18 protein-coding genes and 1 tRNA gene are annotated in these 19,189 nt (G+C 59.7%); 8 read left to right on the forward strand and 11 right to left on the reverse strand.

Annotation, left to right across the window (positions count from 1 at the left end; genetic code table 11):
• Positions 1-13: 13 nt before the first annotated feature.
• Together recA and recX are read left to right on the forward strand one after the other, a co-directional pair.
• Positions 14-1,072 (forward strand): recombinase RecA, encoded by a 1,059-nt coding sequence (recA, locus tag KGA81_RS14135; protein ID WP_007996915.1) that lies wholly within the window; start codon positions 14-16, stop codon positions 1,070-1,072.
• Between the two features lie 8 nt (positions 1,073-1,080).
• Positions 1,081-1,548: a recombination regulator RecX gene (gene recX / locus KGA81_RS14140; RefSeq protein ID WP_223546777.1), complete on the forward strand. Its 468-nt coding sequence runs from the start codon at positions 1,081-1,083 to the stop codon at positions 1,546-1,548.
• A gap of 45 nt (positions 1,549-1,593) precedes the next feature.
• On the opposite strand, the gene KGA81_RS14145 is transcribed toward recX, so the two are convergent.
• The gene (locus KGA81_RS14145; protein WP_223546779.1) at positions 1,594-2,712 is read right to left on the reverse strand and encodes a TIGR00730 family Rossman fold protein; all 1,119 of its coding nucleotides are present in this window, start codon (positions 2,710-2,712) and stop codon (positions 1,594-1,596) included.
• A 474-nt stretch (positions 2,713-3,186) separates the two neighbouring features.
• Here KGA81_RS14145 and KGA81_RS14150 point away from each other — a divergent pair, with 474 nt between their 5' ends.
• Entirely contained in the window at positions 3,187-3,381 is a 195-nt protein-coding gene (locus KGA81_RS14150; protein ID WP_218430242.1) for a hypothetical protein, read from the forward strand.
• On the opposite strand, the gene KGA81_RS14155 is transcribed toward KGA81_RS14150, so the two are convergent.
• Complete coding sequence (locus KGA81_RS14155) at positions 3,382-3,804, reverse strand: PA3611 family quorum-sensing-regulated virulence factor (RefSeq protein ID WP_223546781.1); 423 nt, start codon at positions 3,802-3,804, stop codon at positions 3,382-3,384. It abuts the gene before it with no gap.
• A gap of 188 nt (positions 3,805-3,992) precedes the next feature.
• On the opposite strand from KGA81_RS14155, the gene KGA81_RS14160 reads away from it, so the two are divergent.
• The 3 genes from KGA81_RS14160 (at position 3,993) to KGA81_RS14170 (ending at position 6,059) form a co-directional block, all read left to right on the forward strand.
• A complete protein-coding gene (locus KGA81_RS14160; protein ID WP_223546783.1) occupies positions 3,993-4,751 on the forward strand; it encodes a tRNA-uridine aminocarboxypropyltransferase in 759 nt (252 codons plus the stop codon).
• Between the two features lie 219 nt (positions 4,752-4,970).
• Entirely contained in the window at positions 4,971-5,621 is a 651-nt protein-coding gene (gene erdR / locus KGA81_RS14165) for a response regulator transcription factor ErdR (RefSeq protein ID WP_008054094.1), read from the forward strand.
• 75 nt (positions 5,622-5,696) lie between these two features.
• Complete coding sequence (locus KGA81_RS14170) at positions 5,697-6,059, forward strand: diacylglycerol kinase (RefSeq protein WP_007996906.1); 363 nt, start codon at positions 5,697-5,699, stop codon at positions 6,057-6,059.
• On the opposite strand, the gene KGA81_RS14175 is transcribed toward KGA81_RS14170, so the two are convergent.
• Positions 6,056-6,982 carry a LysR family transcriptional regulator gene (locus KGA81_RS14175; protein ID WP_056720912.1) on the reverse strand — a complete coding sequence of 309 codons (927 nt, stop codon included), beginning with the start codon at positions 6,980-6,982 and terminating at the stop codon, positions 6,056-6,058. The genes KGA81_RS14170 and KGA81_RS14175 overlap by 4 nt on opposite strands.
• A gap of 146 nt (positions 6,983-7,128) precedes the next feature.
• Between KGA81_RS14175 and fpr the strand changes: the two genes are divergently transcribed.
• Positions 7,129-7,908 (forward strand): ferredoxin-NADP reductase, encoded by a 780-nt coding sequence (gene fpr, locus KGA81_RS14180; RefSeq protein WP_003443014.1) that lies wholly within the window; start codon positions 7,129-7,131, stop codon positions 7,906-7,908.
• Positions 7,909-8,075: 167 nt separating this feature from the next.
• On the opposite strand, the gene tsaA is transcribed toward fpr, so the two are convergent.
• The 5 genes from tsaA to rimO all read right to left on the reverse strand — a co-directional run bounded on the left by tsaA (position 8,076) and on the right by rimO (position 12,439).
• On the reverse strand, positions 8,076-8,774 hold the full coding sequence (gene tsaA / locus KGA81_RS14185) for a tRNA (N6-threonylcarbamoyladenosine(37)-N6)-methyltransferase TrmO (protein ID WP_223546813.1): 699 nt from the start codon (positions 8,772-8,774) through the stop codon (positions 8,076-8,078).
• Between the two features lie 279 nt (positions 8,775-9,053).
• Positions 9,054-9,524 carry a DUF1456 family protein gene (locus KGA81_RS14190; RefSeq protein ID WP_046816549.1) on the reverse strand — a complete coding sequence of 157 codons (471 nt, stop codon included), beginning with the start codon at positions 9,522-9,524 and terminating at the stop codon, positions 9,054-9,056.
• A 76-nt stretch (positions 9,525-9,600) separates the two neighbouring features.
• Entirely contained in the window at positions 9,601-10,311 is a 711-nt protein-coding gene (locus tag KGA81_RS14195) for an rRNA pseudouridine synthase (RefSeq protein WP_007992725.1), read from the reverse strand.
• A 204-nt stretch (positions 10,312-10,515) separates the two neighbouring features.
• Positions 10,516-10,989 carry a GNAT family N-acetyltransferase gene (locus KGA81_RS14200; RefSeq protein ID WP_223546785.1) on the reverse strand — a complete coding sequence of 158 codons (474 nt, stop codon included), beginning with the start codon at positions 10,987-10,989 and terminating at the stop codon, positions 10,516-10,518.
• A 112-nt stretch (positions 10,990-11,101) separates the two neighbouring features.
• A complete protein-coding gene (gene rimO, locus KGA81_RS14205; RefSeq protein ID WP_003222282.1) occupies positions 11,102-12,439 on the reverse strand; it encodes a 30S ribosomal protein S12 methylthiotransferase RimO in 1,338 nt (445 codons plus the stop codon).
• A 293-nt stretch (positions 12,440-12,732) separates the two neighbouring features.
• Between rimO and KGA81_RS14210 the strand changes: the two genes are divergently transcribed.
• Complete coding sequence (locus KGA81_RS14210; protein WP_223546787.1) at positions 12,733-14,634, forward strand: potassium transporter Kup; 1,902 nt, start codon at positions 12,733-12,735, stop codon at positions 14,632-14,634.
• Positions 14,635-14,887: 253 nt separating this feature from the next.
• Here the strand turns inward: KGA81_RS14210 and KGA81_RS14215 are convergent, their stop codons facing one another.
• The 3 genes from KGA81_RS14215 to KGA81_RS14225 form a co-directional block, all read right to left on the reverse strand.
• Complete coding sequence (locus tag KGA81_RS14215; RefSeq protein WP_223546790.1) at positions 14,888-16,183, reverse strand: virulence factor family protein; 1,296 nt, start codon at positions 16,181-16,183, stop codon at positions 14,888-14,890.
• The gene (mprF, locus tag KGA81_RS14220; RefSeq protein WP_223546792.1) at positions 16,183-18,825 is read right to left on the reverse strand and encodes a bifunctional lysylphosphatidylglycerol flippase/synthetase MprF; all 2,643 of its coding nucleotides are present in this window, start codon (positions 18,823-18,825) and stop codon (positions 16,183-16,185) included. Before mprF ends, KGA81_RS14215 begins: the two co-directional genes overlap by 1 nt.
• A gap of 277 nt (positions 18,826-19,102) precedes the next feature.
• Positions 19,103-19,179, reverse strand: a tRNA-Met gene (locus KGA81_RS14225).
• Between the last annotated feature and the right edge of the window lie 10 nt (positions 19,180-19,189).

Consider the following 19,189-nt stretch of genomic DNA (forward strand, 5'->3'; position numbering starts at 1 on the left):
CGTGAGGACTTTAATGGACGACAACAAGAAGAAAGCCTTGGCTGCGGCCCTGGGTCAGATCGAACGTCAATTCGGCAAGGGTGCCGTAATGCGTATGGGCGATCAGGACCGTCAGGCGATCCCGGCCATCTCCACTGGCTCTCTGGGTCTGGATATCGCTCTTGGCATCGGCGGTCTGCCAAAAGGCCGTATTGTTGAAATCTACGGTCCCGAATCTTCCGGTAAAACCACGCTGACCTTGTCCGTGATCGCCCAGGCTCAAAAAGCCGGCGCGACCTGCGCATTCGTCGATGCCGAACACGCCCTCGACCCTGAGTACGCCGGCAAGCTGGGCGTCAACGTCGACGACCTGCTGGTTTCCCAGCCGGACACCGGCGAGCAGGCCCTGGAAATCACCGACATGCTGGTGCGTTCCAACGCAGTTGACGTGATCATCGTCGACTCCGTGGCCGCCCTGGTGCCAAAGGCTGAAATCGAAGGCGAAATGGGTGATATGCACGTGGGCCTGCAAGCCCGTCTGATGTCCCAGGCGCTGCGTAAAATCACCGGCAACATCAAGAACGCCAACTGCCTGGTGATCTTCATCAACCAGATCCGTATGAAAATCGGCGTGATGTTCGGTAGTCCGGAAACCACCACCGGTGGTAACGCACTGAAGTTCTACGCATCGGTTCGTCTGGACATCCGTCGTACTGGCGCGGTGAAAGAAGGTGATGAAGTCGTTGGTAGCGAAACCCGCGTCAAGGTCGTGAAGAACAAGGTGGCTTCGCCGTTCCGTCAGGCCGAGTTCCAGATTCTTTACGGCAAGGGCATCTACCTCAACGGCGAGATGATCGACCTGGGTGTTCTGCACGGTTTCGTCGAGAAGTCCGGTGCCTGGTATGCCTATGAAGGCACCAAGATCGGTCAGGGCAAGGCCAACTCGGCCAAGTTCCTGGCAGACAACCCGGAAGTCGCGGCAAAGCTGGAGAAACAACTGCGTGACAAGCTGCTGTCGCCTGCATCGGTTGCGGACGCCAAAGCTTCTGCGGTCAAAGAGACTGAAGACGACCTGGCTGACGCTGATATCTGATCGAAGCGATGACTGCCGTACTCGATACACTCGTCGCGGTGCGGCGAACCGCAATGGACCTGCTCGCACGACGCGAGCACGGTCGTGTCGAGCTGACGCGTAAACTGCGTCAGCGCGGCGCCCTCCCTGAAATGATCGAAACAGCACTCGACCGGTTGACGGAAGAGGGGTTGTTGTCCGAAACCCGTTATCTCGAAAGTTTTGTTTCCTACCGTGCCCGCTCCGGTTATGGCCCTTTACGCATCCGTGAAGAGTTGAACCAGCGTGGCCTGCAGCGTACCGATATTGAACTCGCCCTACGTGAGAGCGGTATCGACTGGCAGGAGCAATTGATCGATACCTGGCGGCGCAAGTTCTCCGGGCAATTGCCGGCAGACGCCCGGGAGCGAGCCAAACAAGGTCGGTTCCTGGCGTATCGGGGATACTCCATGGAAATGATCAACCGCCTGTTCAGCGGTCGAGGGATGGACGATTGAACTGAAACGGCCCGCTATTTCGATAACGGGCCGTTTTTTTATGTCTCACGTAACCTTTGAGGGCTCCCTCGTGCGTTGTTGCACTTGGGTTTTTGATTGTGCCCAGTTTTCCGGCAGGTTGATGTAGTCCACAAGCTCGCGCAGGCGGCCATGATTGCGGGCGTTGAAGTTGAAGACCAGCCGCGCCAGATGGCTGAATTCGGCTTCGTTGTGTTCTTCGCCGCTGTAAGTTTGCTGATGGAAATGATCGCTCAGACACAGGTCGGCGAAAGCTTCCTGTATGTGTTCGAGTGCGGGATCGCTGAGTGCGTGATTCATGCGAATCAGGAACTGATGCTTGAGCCAGCGACTGGAGTGGAAGTTGCTGTAGAACTGGTTGATGTGCTCTACCGCTTCTTCGACGTTGTAGACCAGTTTCACCAGCTTCATGTCAGTGGACAGGATGTAGTGGTTTTCCTCCAGTTGCTGGTGAATGAAGTCCAGTGCGCCTTGCCAGAATTTGCCGCCCGGTGTGTCCAGTAGCACCACTGGCACCAATGGGCTCTTGCCGGTCTGGATCAGCGTCAGCACTTCCAGCGCTTCATCCAGCGTACCGAAACCACCCGGGCACAGCACCAGGGCATCGGCTTCCTTGACGAAGAACAGCTTGCGAGTGAAGAAGAAGTGGAAGGGCAACAGGTTGGTCGTGCCGTCGACAGTGGGGTTGGCATGTTGCTCGAAGGGCAGCGTGATGTTGAACCCCAGGCTGTGTGTCAGGCCGGCGCCCTCATGGGCGGCGGCCATGATGCCACCACCGGCACCAGTGATCACCATCAGGTCCGAGCGCGCCAGCGCGGCGCCGAGTTCCCGGGCCATGCTGTAGAGCGGATGTTCCATGGGGGTGCGGGCCGAGCCGAAAACAGTGACTTTGCGTCGCCCCTTGAACTGTTCGAGCACGCGGAAAGCCTGTTCCAGTTCGCGCAGGGCCTGCAGGGTGATTTTGGCATTCCAGCGATTGTGGTCTTCCTGGGCCATGCGCAGTACGGTCAGGATCATGTCGCGGTAGATCGGGATGTTCGGGCTGTTGGGTGAAATCAGTTTGAGTTGTTCTTCGACCTTGCTGATGAGGTCGTGGCCGCTTTCTTCAAAATGACGGCTGAGGAGGTCATTCGGTTGGTAAGGCATTCAACTTCTCCTTCTGCACAGAACCTTCGGCTCGAGAACGTATCTCGTCGCCACGACACATCCTGTGTCGCTGTCTGCCCAGGCCCATGCCAGGGCGATCTACTTGACCCGAAAGGCATCGGATCATCCAAACAGGCTCTGTTTTTCCCTTGGATGAAAGAAACGTTCGCAGTACACGACAAGCGACGGCCAGCCCCTTTCCAGCCCTGAAAAAGTGAACGTGGACACCCTGAAATCTAGACCTTCACAGTCATTTGCGCTGCCTTGATCATTGCGCCACAACGTCTTTCCTGGCAACCGCTTATTGACGATTTGCAAGGTGTATTCACTGCTCGTCTGAACGTACATCGCATGTGCGGCGCTCTGATTTACTAAGTTACAAGCGTCACACGACAACTTTGCGTCAATGGCAGGGCGCACGCGGTTTAAGGATTTGTCGCTCAATCATGAGTGAGATGCAGGGAGGCGGTAACCATGACCAGAGTCGTTCTGGAGATCGATACGCAGCTGTATCGATTGCTGAAGTCATCAGCCGAGACCCATCATTTGAGTCTCGAAGAGGAGTGCTGCCGACGTTTGCGCGGTGGCGAACGCCGTTCACATTACTTGCAGGCGCTGCTGGCAGAACTGCGCGCCGAAGATGAACAGCGGCGCGCCAATTCCCGGTGATTACTTTTTCTTCCTGGCCGGTTGCAGGCAATCCGATTCCTGGAAACTTGCGGAGCCGACCGGACGGTTGGTCTTCACCTCGGTGAAGTCGTAACGCATGATCGCACCCTTGGCCATCAGCTTGCGAAACCCTTCGTTTCTGCAGACAGAAGCTCCCAACTGGAAGTACACCGCTTTCGGGTCTGCACGCATCTTGTCAGCATGGCTGCTCTGCACGCTCAGATGGTTGATCAGTTGTTTGCCTTCAACGGTGTAGCCTTGATCGAGTATGTCTTCGTTGATCGCTCGAGGAGTGCCGACGCTGCTCTGGGCGGCGACGTTTTGCAGCATTTTGTTCAGTTCCGTGTCTTTCAGGGACGCGGCCTGAGCGTTGAAGGACGACGCCAGCAAAATGGCCGCGGTAGGAACGATAAGGCGCAGCATGAAACTCTCCTGGTTCAGTGATGGGGGTTCGACCCGTCACGTGACTGTGCGTTCAGTGGCGGCGAATTATAGGGGAGGTGGGCTGGGCGGTACAGGCTTGCGCCGGGCGGTCTGGTAAACTGCTGGCACTTTTTACCCTGTCGAGTGTTTTTCGTGTCGATTTCCCTTCTCTGTGGGCACTGCCCGATATGAGCCATACCCCAGCGCGATTTGCCTTGAATGCCGTCGCCCGCTTGCGCGATCAGCGTGAGGAGGAGGGCATCAAGCCGATTCAGGCCCGCGGCTGGCGTGCGCCGCGTTGCCGTGACTGTCGGGTGATCGAGAGCCACTGCCTGTGCGCGTGGCGTCCGCAGGTCGCTACCCGCTCCGGCGTGTGTCTGATCATGACCAACAAGGAAGTGTTCAAGCCGAGCAACACCGGTTGGCTGATCGCCGACGTGGTACCTGACAACCATGCCTTCATCTGGTCCCGTACCGAGGTCGATCCGAAGTTGCTGGCGCTGTTGTCCGACCCGCAATGGCAGCCTTACCTGGTGTTCCCGGGGGAGTACGTCGAACCTGAACGCGTGACAAACACGGTGGACGTCGATGGCGCGAAGCGCCCGCTGTTCATTCTGTTGGATGCTACCTGGACCGAGGCGCGGAAGATCTTTCGCAAGAGCCCCTATTTCGACCGACTGCCGATCCTCAGCCTGCTGCCGGAGAAACTCTCCCGCTACCGGTTGCGCCGCTCGACCCGCAGTGAGCATCTGTGCACGGCGGAAGTGGCAGCGCTGTGCCTGGAGCTTGCAGGCGATGTAACCGCAGCCTCGGCGCTGGATGCCTATTTTGATGTGTTCAGCCAGCATTACCTCGACGCCAAACATCAGTTGGACATGAACGTTTCGACCCCGGCGCACGCCGAATTGATGCCCTATGTTCAGCCGGTCACTTCGTTGATGGGCTGATTGTTGCGCATACTGCAATAACCTGTACCGGCCATGCTGCTTGACCACCCCGGCTTCGCTGGGCATGCTTGGCGCCGATTAGGGTGCGGCCTGAATTTGCAACGCGTTTTTTGCGTTGAACGTGCCTTGTCGGTGCAGCTCTGTGGCTGTGCCTTGAGGTGCTTTGGCGAGGTCCGAATGCATCGGGCGTCCCATGAAAAAAACAGGATCATTTGAAAAATGGCCACATACGAAATCCTGATTGCCGATGACCACCCACTTTTCCGTAGTGCCTTGCATCAAGCGCTGACCCTGGGCCTTGGCCCGGATGTCCGTCTGGTGGAAGTGGCGAGCATCGCCGAACTGGAAGTGCGCCTGACGGAAAAATCCGACTGGGATCTGGTGCTGCTGGACCTGAACATGCCGGGGGCCTACGGTTTTTCCGGGCTGGTCCTGCTGCGCGGTCAGTATCCGCAGATTCCGGTGGTGATGGTCTCGGCCCAGGAAGAGCCGACCATCATGGTCAAGTCTCGTGAATTCGGTGCCAGTGGCTTCATTCCCAAATCCAGCGACTTGAGTGTGATCCAGAAAGCCGTGCGTGCGGTCCTCGATGGTGACGTGTTCTGGCCGCCGCAGGCGTTCGAAGCGGTCAGCGTCTCGGACGAGGCCAAGGCGGCCAGTGAAGGTCTTGCCAGCCTGACGCCGCAGCAATTCCGGGTGCTGACCATGGTCTGCGAAGGCTTGCTGAACAAGCAGATCGCCTACGAGTTGAGCGTTTCCGAGGCGACAATCAAGGCGCATGTAACCGCAATTTTCCGTAAACTGAATGTACGGACCCGGACCCAGGCCGCGCTGCTCCTGCAACAACTTGAGTCAATTTCCAGCCATTAAAGGCTGGCGACTTCACGCTTTTTTGACTTTGATTGAACTAGCTTTCCCACTTCTTTTTTGCCAGTTGCCCACTCTATGTCACCTTTCAAAGGCCAGACCGGCCTGAAACGCATTCTCAATGCCTCCGGTTATTCGCTGGACGGCCTGCGCGCAGCCTTCACCGGTGAAGCCGCCTTTCGGCAATTGGTGTTGCTCAACGTCATCCTGATTCCCCTGTCGTTCTTCCTGAATGTCAGCCGGGTCGAACGGGCGTTGTTGATCGCGGTATGCCTGTTGGCGTTGATCGTCGAGTTGCTCAACTCGGCAGTGGAAGCGGCCATCGACCGCATTTCCCTTGAGCGGCACCCGCTGTCCAAGAATGCCAAGGACATGGGCAGTGCCGCCCAGTTCGTGGCACTGAGCATGATTGCCCTGGTGTGGGCGGTGATTCTGCTTTAAGCGATCGTCGGCAGCACGATCTCGTCGCTGCGCTGGACCCCGGCGGTGAAAGCGCGGCACAGTTCGAGGAACTCGCGCATCGCCGAGGTCTGGTATTTCTGTTTATGCCAGATGAAATAAAACTGTCGCGCCAGATCCAGATCCGGCGTCTCGACAGGCACCAGGCTGCCGCGGCGGAATGCGTCGCGCAATGCCAGCCTGGAAATGCAGCCAATCCCCAAACCTGACTCCACCGCGCGCTTGATCGCTTCGGTATGCTCAAGCTCCAGGCGGATGTTTAACGAAGTGCGGTGATGGCGCATGGCTTGATCGAAGGTCAGCCGCGTGCCTGAGCCCTGTTCGCGTAAGATCCAGGCTTCGTGACTCAACTCGTCCATGGTCGCCGTGCCACGTTTGGCCAACGGATGCTGAGGGGCGCAAAACACCACCAACTCGTCCTCGACCCAGCTTTGCACTTCGATGTCCGGGTGACTGCAGTCGCCTTCGATCAGACCCAGATCAATTTCATAGTGGGCCACTTGTTGCACAATATTGGCAGTGTTCTGCACATGCAGCTTCACCTGGCTTTCCGGATGGCGCTGCATGAAGCTGCCGATCAGCAGGGTGGCCAGGTAATTGCCGATGGTCAGGGTCGCACCCACGGCCAGCGAGCCGAAACCGGACTTGCCGTTGAGCAGGTCTTCGATTTCCTTGGCCTGATCCAGCAAGGCCACAGCCTGGGGCAGCAGCTGTTTGCCGAGCGCGTTGAGGCTCAACCGTTTGCCGGCGCGGTCGAACAACTGGCAGCTGCACTGGCGTTCCAGCTCGGTGATCGAGGTGCTCGCCGCCGATTGCGAGAGGTTGAGCAGCCCCGCGGCGCGGGATACGCTTTCCTGCTGGGCGACGGCGACGAATACTTGAAGTTGACGGAGAGTAAATCGCATATCGATATAACCGATAACCCTTATCTTAATAATCCATTTAACAGATATTGTCTCTGCCTTTAGAATGCGATGCAATTGCGCAGAGTTGGCTTTCTTTGCAGAGCACACCGAACACGCGCAGACCAATCTCCAGGAGTCCCACGTACATGAGCAACATGAACCACGAGCGTGTCCTCAGTGTTCACCACTGGAACGACACTCTGTTCAGCTTCAAGTGCACCCGTGATCCGGGCCTGCGCTTCGAGAACGGTCAGTTCGTGATGATCGGCCTGCAACAGCCCAACGGCCGCCCGCTTATGCGCGCTTACTCGATTGCCAGCCCGAACTGGGAAGAGCATCTCGAGTTCTTCAGCATCAAGGTGCCTGATGGTCCGCTGACTTCGCAGTTGCAGCATCTGAAGGAAGGCGACGAGATCATCATCAGCAAGAAGCCTACCGGCACGCTGGTACTGGATGACTTGAAGCCTGGCAAACATTTGTACCTGCTCAGCACCGGTACCGGTCTGGCGCCGTTCATGAGCGTCATCCAGGACCCGGAAACCTACGAGCGTTTCGAAAAAGTGATCCTGTGCCACGGCGTGCGTTACGTCAACGAAGTCGCTTACCGCGAGTTCATCACCGAGCACCTGCCGCAGAACGAGTTCTTCGGCGAGGCGCTGCGTGACAAGTTGATCTACTACCCGACCGTGACCCGCGAGCCGTTCGAGAACGAAGGTCGCCTGACCGACCTGATGCGCAGCGGCAAGCTGTTCAGCGACATCGGCCTGCCACCGATCAACCCGCAGGACGACCGCGCCATGCTGTGCGGCAGCCCGAGCATGCTCGACGAGACCAGCGAAGTGCTGAACAGCTTCGGCCTGAAGGTTTCGCCGCGGATGCGCGAGCCGGGTGATTATCTGATCGAGCGAGCGTTCGTCGAGAAGTGACCGTAGGTCACCCGTAGGAGCGAGCTTGCTCGCGAAGGTCGTTAACGATAACGCGCTTATCCGTTTAAACGCGGCGTGCTTGAGACCATCGCGAGCAAGCTCGCTCCTACAGAAGCCAAAGCCCGCGTTGCCTGAGAAGGCAGCGCGGGCTTTTTCGTTTTTGGCGCTTATACCTGCGCGGGAATGACTTCGAGAACGCGAATAACCCCGGCTTCGGGGTAATGCCAACGCACATCGACATCCCAGAACTGCGCGCCGTATTCCCGCTCAGGTGCAGGGGTTTGATAGGCCGGGCGCGGATCCTGCGCCAGGCATTGTTCGATCAGCTCAACCAAAGGCTCTGCAAGGCGCTGGGCATGCCCGTGAGCCTGTTGCAACGCTGCGTCTGTCCACTGCACGGGAATCAGCTGCGGCGCGGCGCTGGCGATGCTGTTGGAGGCTGTGTCGATGATGTCGGCGTAGGGCACGTAGGGTTTGATGTCGAGAACCGGCGTGCCATCCAGCAGATCGATGCCCGAGATCCACAAGCGGTTGGCTTCGACCTTGTCCAGTTTCACCACTGACTGCCCGATGCCATTGGGACGGTGGGTGGCGCGGGTGGCGAACACGCCCATGGATTTGTTGCCGCCGAGGCGAGGAGGGCGGACCTTCAAGCGAGGCTTTTCTTCCAGGGCCTGATGGAACAGGAACAACAGCCATACATGGCTGACCTGCTCCAGGCCCTGCACGGCGTCCCCTTGATCGAACGGTGCCACCAGTTCCAGCACGCCACGGGCGGCCGGGGCCAGTTGCGGCTGGCGCGGAATGGCGAACTTCTCCTTGAAGCAGGAGCGCACGAAGCCGATGGGGGAAACGCTGTAGGTCATGGTTTGAGGTCGGGACGGGAAGAGGGTGGGCATGATAACCCACGCGGCCGCTGGCCCGGTGGCGCCTGTCAGCCCGTCATCGCGGGCAAGCCTCGCTCCCACAGGTTTTGTGATGGACACAAATTTTGTGTGCGCTCGAGAACCCTGTGGGAGCTGGCTTGCCAGCGACCGTGGCTAACGATAACGCGGGTTGACTGGATCACCGCGGCGCTATTGAGTTCTTCGCTGCGATGCGGCGACCCGACAAGCCAGCTCCTTGGATGGGGGCCGCCTCGGGGATTATTGCGGGCGAACGCGCAGGGTCAGGCCCTTGAGGAAATTTCGCAGCAGCTGGTCGCCGCACGGGCGATAGTTGGTGTGGCCGAACTTGCGGAACAGCGCGCTCAGCTCAGGCTTGGACACCGGGAACTCGGCGGCCTTGAGGATTGCGTGCATGTCGTCTTCTTTGAGCTCGAACGCCACCCGCAGCTTTTTCAGGATGATGTTGTTGGTCACCGGCACTTCGATCGGCTGCGGCGGACGGCTTTCGTCCTTGCCGCGCTTGAAGATCACCAGGCCGTCGAGGAAGTGCGCCATGACTTCGTCCGGGCAGCGTACGAAACCTTCCTCGTCTTCTTCTTTCTTGTCGAGGTACGTCAGCAGGTCCGGAAGGGTCACGTCCATGCCGCCGAGCTTGATGATCTCGATGACTTTTTTGTCGCTGATGTCGAGCATGTAGCGCACGCTGCGCAATACGTCGTTATGAATCATGTGTGCAGTCCTGATAATTCGGCTATGGGCGCCGCCGAAAACAGCAGCGCCGAAAGGTGTGGTGGCGCGGGAAGCCTTAGAACTTCTCTTTGCCGGACAGGTAACGCCATTGCCCTACGGGCACTTTGCCGATGGACACGCCGCCGATGCGGATGCGGCGGATGGCGACGACCTTCAGGCCGACGGCTTGGCACAGCTGGGCGATGATGCCCGGTTGCGGGTTCTTCATGGCAAAGCGCAGGCGGTTCTCGTTCTGCCAACTGGCCTTGACCGCCGGCAGTTCCTTGCCCTTGTAGGTCAGGCCGTGGTTCAAACGGTTGAGGCCGTGAGCCACCATCTCGCCTTCAACCTCGACCACATACTCTTGCTCGATCTTGCTGGAGTCGGCAGTGAGTTTGCGCAGGATTTTCCAGTCCTGGGTGAACACCAGCAGACCGCTGGCATTGGCCTGCAGGTCGGTGCTGGCGGTCAGGCGCAGGAAGTGTCCGCGCAACGGGCGCTTGCCGTAGCGATGTTCTTCGCTCAGGGTCTCGGCGCCGAGAGTGGCCATGGCGGTGTCTGCATCCATGCCTGCGGGCACATTGAGCAGCAGGGTCACCGGTTCCGGCGCGGTGGCCTTGGCTTCTGGATCAAGCTCGACTTTCTGGGTGTCGACCTTGAATTGCGGCTCGTCGATGACCACACCGTCGACGGTGACCCAGCCGCCCTCGATGAACAGCTCAGCCTCCCGACGGGAACAGCCGACGAGTTCGATGAGGCGTTTGGAGAGACGAATCGGGTCTGTCATGTCAGGGCCGTAACAAAAAGGGGGTGGGCATTGTACCTGCCTGACGCCGGTTAATCCCGGTTCCATTTGCGCTGTAGAGCTTTTTGTAGGAGCTGGCTTGCCAGCGAAAGCGGTGTTTCTGTGAAAACAATGCTGGATGTGCCGACGTCTTCGCTGCGATGCGGCGACCCGACAAGCCAGCTCCTACAGTTGTTTTGTGTTGTGTCAGCCATTGCGCGTCAATTGTTGCGGCTGACGCAAACGCATGTGCAACAACGGATACGGCTGGCCCATGCCATCTACGTCCGAACGTCCAATTACTTCGAAGCCCTGCTTGAAGTAAAACCCCAAGGCCTGAGGGTTCTGTTCGTTGACGTCCAGTTCGTAGGCGTTCAGGTGTTCCAGGGCATAGCGCAGCAATTTCTTGCCCAGGCCCTGGCCGCGATGGTCGGGGTCGATGAAGAGCATTTCGATCTTGCCGGCCGCGACGCCGGCGAACCCGGTGATGCGCTGGCTCGAATCCTTGGTGCAGATCAGCATCACCGCGTCGAGGTAGCGGGTCAGCACCAGGTTTTTCAGCAGTTCGATGTAGCTGTCTGGCAGAAAGTCGTGGGTCGCGCGCACCGAGGCCTCCCAGACCCGGGTCAACTCTTCGTAGTCGCCGAGTTTCGGCGTGTGGATGACCGAATGCTGACGCATGCCCGTCTGCCTCTTGTGCAGTGGTTGATAGGAATCCTTTCAATCTCAAACGATAGCCGTAAAAAAGCCCCGCATCACGTCTAGAGAGCGGGGCTTTGCGTATTTTTTGCGTTTAGATCTGTTCAGCCCACAGATCGTATTCGTCGGCGTCGGTCACTTTGCACCAGACCTTGTCGCCCGGCTTGAGGTTGCTGCCGTTGTCGATGAATACGTTGCCGTCGATTTCCGGGGCGTCGAAGAAGCAGCGGCCCACCGCGCCTTGCTCGTCGACTTCATCGACCAGCACTTCGATCTCGCGGCCGATGCGCATTTGCAGGCGCGCCGAGCTGATGGCCTGCTGGTGCGCCATGAAGCGCTCCCAACGGTCCTGCTTGACGTCGTCCGGGACGACTTCCAGGTCCAGGTCATTGGCCGGTGCACCGTCTACCGGCGAGTACTGGAAGCAGCCGACGCGGTCGAGCTGGGCTTCGGTCAGCCAGTTCAGCAGGTACTGGAAGTCTTCTTCGGTTTCGCCCGGGAAGCCGACGATGAAGGTCGAACGAATGATCAGGTCCGGGCAGATTTCGCGCCAGTTCTTGATTCGTGCCAGGGTCTTGTCTTCGAAGGCCGGGCGCTTCATGGCTTTCAGGACTTTCGGGCTGGCGTGCTGGAACGGGATGTCCAGGTACGGCAGGATCTTGCCGGCGGCCATCAGCGGGATCAGCTCGTCAACGTGCGGGTACGGATAAACGTAGTGCAGGCGCACCCAGACGCCCAGTGTGCTGAGGGCTTCGCAGAGTTCGGTCATGCGGGTTTTCACCGGCGCGCCGTTCCAGAAACCGGTGCGGTACTTCACGTCGACGCCATAGGCGCTGGTGTCCTGGGAGATCACCAATAGCTCTTTGACGCCGGACTTGACCAGGCGCTGGGCCTCGTCGAGCACGTCGCCTACCGGACGGCTGACCAGTTTTCCACGCATGGACGGGATGATGCAGAAGCTGCAACTGTGGTTGCAGCCTTCGGAGATCTTCAGGTAGGCGTAGTGGCGCGGGGTCAGTTTGATGCCTTGTGGTGGCACCAGGTCGATCAGCGGGTTGTGGTCCTGGCGCGGCGGCACGACTTCGTGCACGGCATTGACTACTTGCTCGTACTGCTGCGGACCGGTCACGGCCAGCACGCTGGGGTGTACGTCGCGGATGTTGCCTTCTTCGACGCCCATGCAGCCGGTCACGATAACCTTGCCGTTTTCCTTGATGGCTTCGCCGATCACTTCCAGGGACTCGGCCTTGGCCGAATCGATGAAGCCGCAGGTGTTGACCACCACGACGTCGGCGTCCTGATAGGTGGACACGACGTCATAGCCTTCCATGCGCAGCTGGGTCAGGATGCGCTCGGAGTCGACCAGTGCTTTGGGGCAACCCAGGGATACGAAGCCAACCTTTGGATTGGCCGGCGCAGGAGTGGTGGACATGTCTAACCTCGGTATTTTGTGACGTCGCTTGCCGGGCAGGGCAAAACCGACGGACGGGCGCTTGAACTGCGCCTCTGATCAAAAAGTGCGCAATTCTAGCGATGAGTCGTTCACTTGACCAGCTTTATGCGGGGAAATACGACGAGTGCTGCGCTATGCTTCGCGCCGTCACGCTTTACTGATTTTTTACAGTCAACAAAACGTCTGTAACGTGAAGTAAAACAGCGCATGCTGCACGACAAAGCATAGTGCTTCATTCAAAGAAGCCCGGGTCTGAGAATCAGGAGTGGTGGATGGGTCAGGCAAGTAGTCAGGCTGCCGGTGTCGAACATTCGGCGGTGAAGCCGATCGGTATGCTGGTCGCGGCAGTCGGGGTGGTTTATGGCGATATCGGCACCAGTCCGTTGTACACCCTCAAGGAAGTGTTTTCCGGAGGCTATGGCGTGCCGGTCAACCATGACGGGGTGCTGGGGATACTGGCACTCATTTTCTGGTCGCTGATCTGGGTCGTGTCGATCAAGTACATGATGTTTGTGCTGCGTGCCGACAACCAGGGCGAAGGCGGGATCATGGCGTTGACCGCACTGGCCCGGCGGGCGGCGGCGGGGCATGCGAAACTGCGCATGTTGCTGGTGGTCTGTGGGCTGATTGGCGCGGCGTTGTTTTATGGCGACAGCATGATTACCCCGGCGATCTCCGTGCTGTCGGCGATCGAAGGCCTGGGGCTGGCCTTCGAAGGCATCGACCATTGGGTCGTGCCGCTGTCGCTGGTAGTGCTGGTCGCGCTGTTTCTGATCCAGCGTCACGGTACGGCGCGCATCGGCATTCTGTTCGGGCCGATCATGGTCACCTGGTTCCTCGTGCTGGGGGCGCTCGGCATCTATGGCATCAGCCAGCATCCGGAAGTTCTGCAAGCGATGAACCCGGCATGGGGCGTACGTTTCTTCGTGGTCCATCCGGGCATGGGCCTGTCGATTCTCGGTGCCGTGGTGCTGGCACTGACCGGTGCCGAAGCGCTGTACGCGGACATGGGCCACTTCGGCCGCAAGCCGATCGCTCGTGCCTGGTTCATTCTCGTGCTGCCGGCGCTGGTACTGAACTATTTTGGTCAGGGTGCCTTGCTGCTAGGCGACCCGGAAGCTGCCCGCAACCCTTTCTACCTGCTGGCACCAAGTTGGGCATTGCTCCCATTGGTAGGCCTGGCGACACTGGCCACTGTGATTGCCTCGCAAGCGGTAATTTCCGGTGCGTTCTCCCTGACCCGTCAGGCGATCCAGCTCGGTTACATTCCGCGCATGCACATCCAGCACACCTCCAGTGCCGAACAGGGCCAGATCTACATCGGCGCGGTGAACTGGGCGCTGATGGTCGGCGTGGTGTTGTTGGTGCTGGGTTTCGAATCCTCCGGTGCCCTGGCCTCGGCCTACGGTGTGGCGGTGACCGGGACCATGCTGATGACCAGCATTCTGGTGTCCGCGGTGATCCTGTTGCTGTGGAAGTGGCCACCGGTCCTTGTGGTGCCGATCCTGTTGGGTTTCCTGTTGGTCGACGGTGTGTACTTCGCCGCCAACGTGCCGAAAATCGCTCAGGGCGGTGCATTCCCGGTAATCGCCGGTTTCGCGCTGTTTGTGCTGATGACCACCTGGAAGCGCGGCAAGCAGTTGCTGGTCGAGCGTATCGATGAAGGTGGATTGCCGCTGCCGATCTTCATCAGCAGCATTGCCGTACAACCGCCCCATCGTGTTCAGGGCACCGCTGTGTTCCTGACAGCACGGCCGGATGCCGTGCCCCACGCGTTATTGCACAACCTGCTGCACAACCAGGTACTGCACGAGCGGGTGGTGCTGCTCACGGTGGTGTACGAAGACATCCCGCGGGTGCCGCCAACACGACGGTTCGAGGTCGATGCCTACGGCGAAGGTTTCTATCGGGTGATTCTGCACTTCGGCTTTACCGACGAGCCGGACGTACCGAAGGCGTTGAAACTGTGTCATCTCGAAGAACTGGATTTCAGTCCGATGCGCACCACCTACTTCCTCAGCCGCGAAACGGTCATTGCCTCCAAGCTCGAAGGCATGTCGCGCTGGCGTGAGGCGCTGTTTGCATTCATGTTGCAGAACGCCAACGGCAACTTGCGCTTCTTCAATCTGCCGCTGAACCGGGTGATTGAGTTGGGGACGCAGGTGGAGATGTAAGCCTCATCAAGAAGCCCCCGTTGCCATTGCGGCAGTGGGGGCTTTTTGATGGGGAGCGCAAAGTCTTAAAGGTGTGATGACCCTTGTGGGAGCGAGCTTGCTCGCGATAGTGGTGCCACATTCAACAGAGATGTTGCCTGATCCACCGCTATCGCGAGCAAGCTCGCTCCCACAGGGGATGTGTGGTGCCTGCTGGAATGAAAAAGCCCCCGCTACCGTGAAGTAGCGAGGGCTCTTGTTCAGTGGGGCCGGATCATTCCTGAGCAGCTGTTTCCTTCGCCTGCCGCTTCTCGATGATGTCCACCAGGCGTTGTGCCAGCGCCGGATAGTTCTCGTCGAAGTGATGACCGCCAGGCAGCTTGATGGCTTCGCCCACCGCCGTCTTGTCGGTGCAGCCACTCTCGTCGGTTTCTTCCTCACCGTAGATGCACACCACTTTGGCGGCTGGCAGTTTGGCCATTTCCGGGCCGGTGGCGGCTTCCTTGCCGGCGTTGCCGAGCCAGCCTTCGACTTCGATCTCGAAGCTGCCGGTACGGGCGAAGGCCAGCAGGATGATCGCGTCAACGCGTTGCTGCTCCGATTCGGCCAGACGGTTGTAGATCGCTGGCAGAACATCTGCGCCAAACGAATAACCGGTCAGGATGAAGCGCTTGGTGCCCCATTTCTGTCGGTAGTGTTGCATCAGTTCCGCCAGGTCCAGCGCGCTTTGCTCCGGGCTCTTGTGCTGCCAGTAGTAGCGCAGGGTGTCGATGCCGACCACCGGGTAGCCGATCTTGGCCATCTCGCCCGCCACATCGCGGTCCAGGTCGCGCCAGCCGCCATCACCGGACAGGAACAGGGTCACGGTGTCCCTGGCCTGGCCTGCAGGCACTTCGACCACCGGGATCTGCAGGCCGCCAGCAGCCTTGTCACCACCGACGAGGATCTTGCGCAGCTCGTTGTTCAGCACTTGCGGCAGGTTGATGTCGTAGTCGCTGATGCTGGTTTCGGCGTTCGGTTGATCGCGTACGAAGCCGGCGCTGGTGTCGTCCGGGTTGTCGTTCCAGGCCACCAGCCAGTGGCCGTGGGCCGCGCTTTTCGGCAGCAGGTGCGTGCAGCCGGGTTTTTCCAGGGCCAGGTCGACCGAAACGGCCTGAGCCTTGTCGTTCTTCTGCTCGGACAGCCAGCGCCAGGCCAGCACGGCCCCCGGGCCGATACCGCTGACCAGGGTCGCCGGGCCTTTGAGCTCTCTGAGGCCCGATTGCAGGGCACGGCTTTGCAGCAGGCAGTCCTTGGGCAGGATCACCTGGACAATCTGTGCCGAGCCGCTACGGCTCAGGGTCATCAATTGCTTGTCGCTGAGCTTCTGGTCTTCATTGACGGCCACCAGTACCTGGGCGTGTGGCGTGGTGCCGGGGATGACGCGAGTCATTGCCGCACCATCGGCCGGGGTCAGCAATTGGAGGGTCGGTTCCGGTGCCGGGCGTTTCAGGTACCAGTAACCGCCACCGAGAACCAGGGCCACCAACACCAGTGTGCCCAATACATACCGCAAGGAGCGTTGAATCATCAGCGTTTCACCAATCCGGTCAAGCCGCCCGCGATCAGGGCAGCAGTGTCGGCCAGCGCAACCAGCGGATCGAGTCCGGCGGGCACGGCCATATAACGGGGTTCCCAATCAGGCTGGAACTTGTCTTTGAAGCGGCGCAAGCCCTGGAAGTTGTACAGCTGCTCACCACGGCGGAATACCATCGAGCCCAGACGCTGGGTCAATGGCGCACCGCGACGGGGTTGCAACCCCGACAACGGCACCATGCCCAGGCTGAAACGCGCGTATCCATGATTTTTATAGTGTTGAATCAGGCCGACCATCATGAATTCCATGGTCAGCTTCGGGGCGTCCGGGTGCGCGCGCATCAGGTCGAGGCTGGCCAGGTCATGGCCGTAGGTCTCGAGCAGGTTGGCGAACGCCACCGGGCGTCCTTCGAAACGAATCACCGCGATGCGGAAATGCTTGAGGTAGTCATCGCTGAAGCGGCCGAGAGAGAAGCCTTTCTCGCGCACGTTCTTGCCGGTCAGCCAGGCATCGGAAATCACCTTGAGCTCATCCATCGGCGCCTGGCCCGGCTCGAAGATCTCCAGCGACAGACCGTCGCGGGTGCCTCGGTTCCAGGTGTAGCGCAGGTCCTTCATCTCTTTGCCCTTGGCTTCGAGATCAAAACGCTTGAGGTCGACCCGGGCTTCTTCGCCGAGCTTGATCGCCGTCAGGCCGATGTCCATGTAGTACGGCAGGTTCTCTGCGCGGACTTGATAGAACACGGGGCGGGCGTGGTAGATGTCGCACAGGTCGCGGAACTGCCAGATCATTTCCGCCCGTTGCTGACCCGGGCCGATCGGGTCATACAGTGCCACCAGGCTGCGGCCGCGACGGGCGTACATCAGGAACGCTTCGTCATTGGGGTGAAACAGCAGCGCCTTGTCACCGGTCAGGGCCAGGCCGCCGTCCGGTTGGGCCGAAGCCATGAGGATCTTGCTGGCGCGCTCCAGTTCGTCGGGCGTCGGCAGGTGGATCACCGGACGCGCGGTGCGCAGCAGCCAGGTCAGCGACACCACCACCAGCAGCACGGCAGCCCCGAGCAGCGAACGCAGGCCGCGGGGGGCATCTGCGTCCAGAGTGAACTGCCACCAGAGCTGGTGGCTGTACGGAACGTCCTGATAGGCAAACAGCAGCAACCAGATCGACGCACCGAGCACACACAGGCTGGCCACCAGGTACAGCGGCGAGAACGGTACTTCGGTCAGTCGGCTGGGGCGATAGAACGAGCGGCGGAATACCCCGAGCAGGCTGGCCGTCAGCACCATAAGGCTGGCTTCCTCCCAGTCGAAGCCTTTGAGCAGCGAGAGCAGGGCGCCGACCAGCAACAGAATGGTGGTCAGCATCCACGCAGCCGACAGCCGGCGACGCAGCCCCTGGGCCAGCAACAGGCAAAGAACGCCGACCAGGCTGGCACCAAAGTGCGAAGCATCGACCAGTCGATGGGGGATCAGAAAACCGATGTGTTCCAGACGGGTGTCGATTTCCGGGGTGGCGCCGGAGAACAACAGGACAACACCGGACAGAAATACCAGCACCGCCAGTATCGGTGCCGCCAGGCCTGAGGCCGCGCGCAACGTCTGGCGTGTCTGGAACACGCGCTGACCTTCGTTGATCAGCAACAGCAGGCAGGCCACCAGCAAGGGCAGGACCACGTAGATCAAGCGATAGAGCAGCAGGGCAGCGGCCAGTGGCGCAGCGCCCAGGGTGTCGGAAAACGCCGCCAGCAAAATCGCCTCGAACACCCCGACACCGCCCGGCACATGGCTGAGCACGCCGGCGGCCAGCGCCAGCAGGTAAACCAGCAGGAACGAAGCAAAGGGTGGCGTTTCCGGCAGCAGCAGATAGAGCACGGTCGCGGCGGCCGCTACGTCCAGAGCGGTGATGATCAATTGCAGGAATGTCAGGCGACGCCCGGGCAGGCGCAAGGTGCGGCGGCCGACCTTGACCAGCAGGTTGTCCGGGTATGGCTGTTCCGGCAGTCGACGACGGTAGATGCCAATGGCCAGCACTGAAAACAGTACGAGCACGGCGCTCGCCACCGCGCCCAGCAATGTCTCGGAAAGCCCCAGGGCGGTGGATGCCGCCGGCAGGTCGCTGAGCGTCGCCAGGGCGGCCAGCGGCGGCAGGGCGCAACCCAGCGAGAGGCTGGCGAACAATGTCATGCGGGCGACTTCAGCCGCTCCCAGGCCATGACGGGCATAGAGGCGATAGCGCACTGAACCGCCCGACAGCATTGAAAGTCCGATGGCGTTACCAATGGCAAAGGCCGTGAAACCACCCAGCGCCAACTCGCGCGGTGCCAGGCTCACTCCGGCATAGCGGCTGGCCGACCATTCGTAGCCGAGCAGAATGATGAAGCCCGCTACGGTTGCGGCCAGTGCGCCCATCAAGGCAGGTTGCGGAACTTCGAGGATCGAGTCGTGCAGTGCGTAAAGGTCGAGTTCGCTCAGCAGGTGACGACAGGCAATCAGGGCAATCGCGAACAACAGCAGGGTGACCGCCAGGCCAATGGGCTGACGGTATTTGCTCAACAGTTCAAGCAGGCGCAGACGCTCAGCCTTGATCGGTTGTGTCGCTGTGACAGGGTCTTGTGAATCAGACGAGTTGGCGCGCATCAATCACCTCTTGGATTGTGCGCGACAGGATGGGGGTATCCAGCCAAGTTACCAATCCCTGCGGAAAAAAATAATCACAAATATTAACGCCTATCACCGGGCGGCGGGGACGGCGCGACATCGGTCGTGAAGGCTTCGGTCTGCGATAGAGCATAGTCTGAACCCGGCGCATGGGGCCCCCAAACGGCTTGCTACACAGTGACAGATCATTGTTGCGAAAGGACTTTTTCAACAGATACAAAAAAGGCCACTCTTTCGAGTAGCCTTTTTTGATGTTTGGTTGCGGGAGCCGGATTTGAACCGACGACCTTCGGGTTATGAGCCCGACGAGCTACCAGACTGCTCCATCCCGCGTCTGTGTGGC

The sequence above is a fragment of the Pseudomonas sp. A-B-19 genome, from assembly GCF_019947515.1.
GTDB lineage: Bacteria > Pseudomonadota > Gammaproteobacteria > Pseudomonadales > Pseudomonadaceae > Aquipseudomonas.

What these genes read in the sequence shown, in the direction of transcription:
- recA (WP_007996915.1), top strand. Translation starts at nt 14, where the DNA reads ATGGACGACAACAAGAAGAAAGCCTTGGCTGCGGCCCTGGGTCAGATC.
- recX (WP_223546777.1), top strand. Translation starts at nt 1,081, where the DNA reads ATGACTGCCGTACTCGATACACTCGTCGCGGTGCGGCGAACCGCAATG.
- KGA81_RS14145 (WP_223546779.1), bottom strand. Translation starts at nt 2,712, where the DNA reads ATGCCTTACCAACCGAATGACCTCCTCAGCCGTCATTTTGAAGAAAGC.
- KGA81_RS14150 (WP_218430242.1), top strand. Translation starts at nt 3,187, where the DNA reads ATGACCAGAGTCGTTCTGGAGATCGATACGCAGCTGTATCGATTGCTG.
- KGA81_RS14155 (WP_223546781.1), bottom strand. Translation starts at nt 3,804, where the DNA reads ATGCTGCGCCTTATCGTTCCTACCGCGGCCATTTTGCTGGCGTCGTCC.
- KGA81_RS14160 (WP_223546783.1), top strand. Translation starts at nt 3,993, where the DNA reads ATGAGCCATACCCCAGCGCGATTTGCCTTGAATGCCGTCGCCCGCTTG.
- erdR (WP_008054094.1), top strand. Translation starts at nt 4,971, where the DNA reads ATGGCCACATACGAAATCCTGATTGCCGATGACCACCCACTTTTCCGT.
- KGA81_RS14170 (WP_007996906.1), top strand. Translation starts at nt 5,697, where the DNA reads ATGTCACCTTTCAAAGGCCAGACCGGCCTGAAACGCATTCTCAATGCC.
- KGA81_RS14175 (WP_056720912.1), bottom strand. Translation starts at nt 6,982, where the DNA reads ATGCGATTTACTCTCCGTCAACTTCAAGTATTCGTCGCCGTCGCCCAG.
- fpr (WP_003443014.1), top strand. Translation starts at nt 7,129, where the DNA reads ATGAGCAACATGAACCACGAGCGTGTCCTCAGTGTTCACCACTGGAAC.
- tsaA (WP_223546813.1), bottom strand. Translation starts at nt 8,774, where the DNA reads ATGACCTACAGCGTTTCCCCCATCGGCTTCGTGCGCTCCTGCTTCAAG.
- KGA81_RS14190 (WP_046816549.1), bottom strand. Translation starts at nt 9,524, where the DNA reads ATGATTCATAACGACGTATTGCGCAGCGTGCGCTACATGCTCGACATC.
- KGA81_RS14195 (WP_007992725.1), bottom strand. Translation starts at nt 10,311, where the DNA reads ATGACAGACCCGATTCGTCTCTCCAAACGCCTCATCGAACTCGTCGGC.
- KGA81_RS14200 (WP_223546785.1), bottom strand. Translation starts at nt 10,989, where the DNA reads ATGCGTCAGCATTCGGTCATCCACACGCCGAAACTCGGCGACTACGAA.
- rimO (WP_003222282.1), bottom strand. Translation starts at nt 12,439, where the DNA reads ATGTCCACCACTCCTGCGCCGGCCAATCCAAAGGTTGGCTTCGTATCC.
- KGA81_RS14210 (WP_223546787.1), top strand. Translation starts at nt 12,733, where the DNA reads ATGGGTCAGGCAAGTAGTCAGGCTGCCGGTGTCGAACATTCGGCGGTG.
- KGA81_RS14215 (WP_223546790.1), bottom strand. Translation starts at nt 16,183, where the DNA reads ATGATTCAACGCTCCTTGCGGTATGTATTGGGCACACTGGTGTTGGTG.
- mprF (WP_223546792.1), bottom strand. Translation starts at nt 18,825, where the DNA reads ATGCGCGCCAACTCGTCTGATTCACAAGACCCTGTCACAGCGACACAA.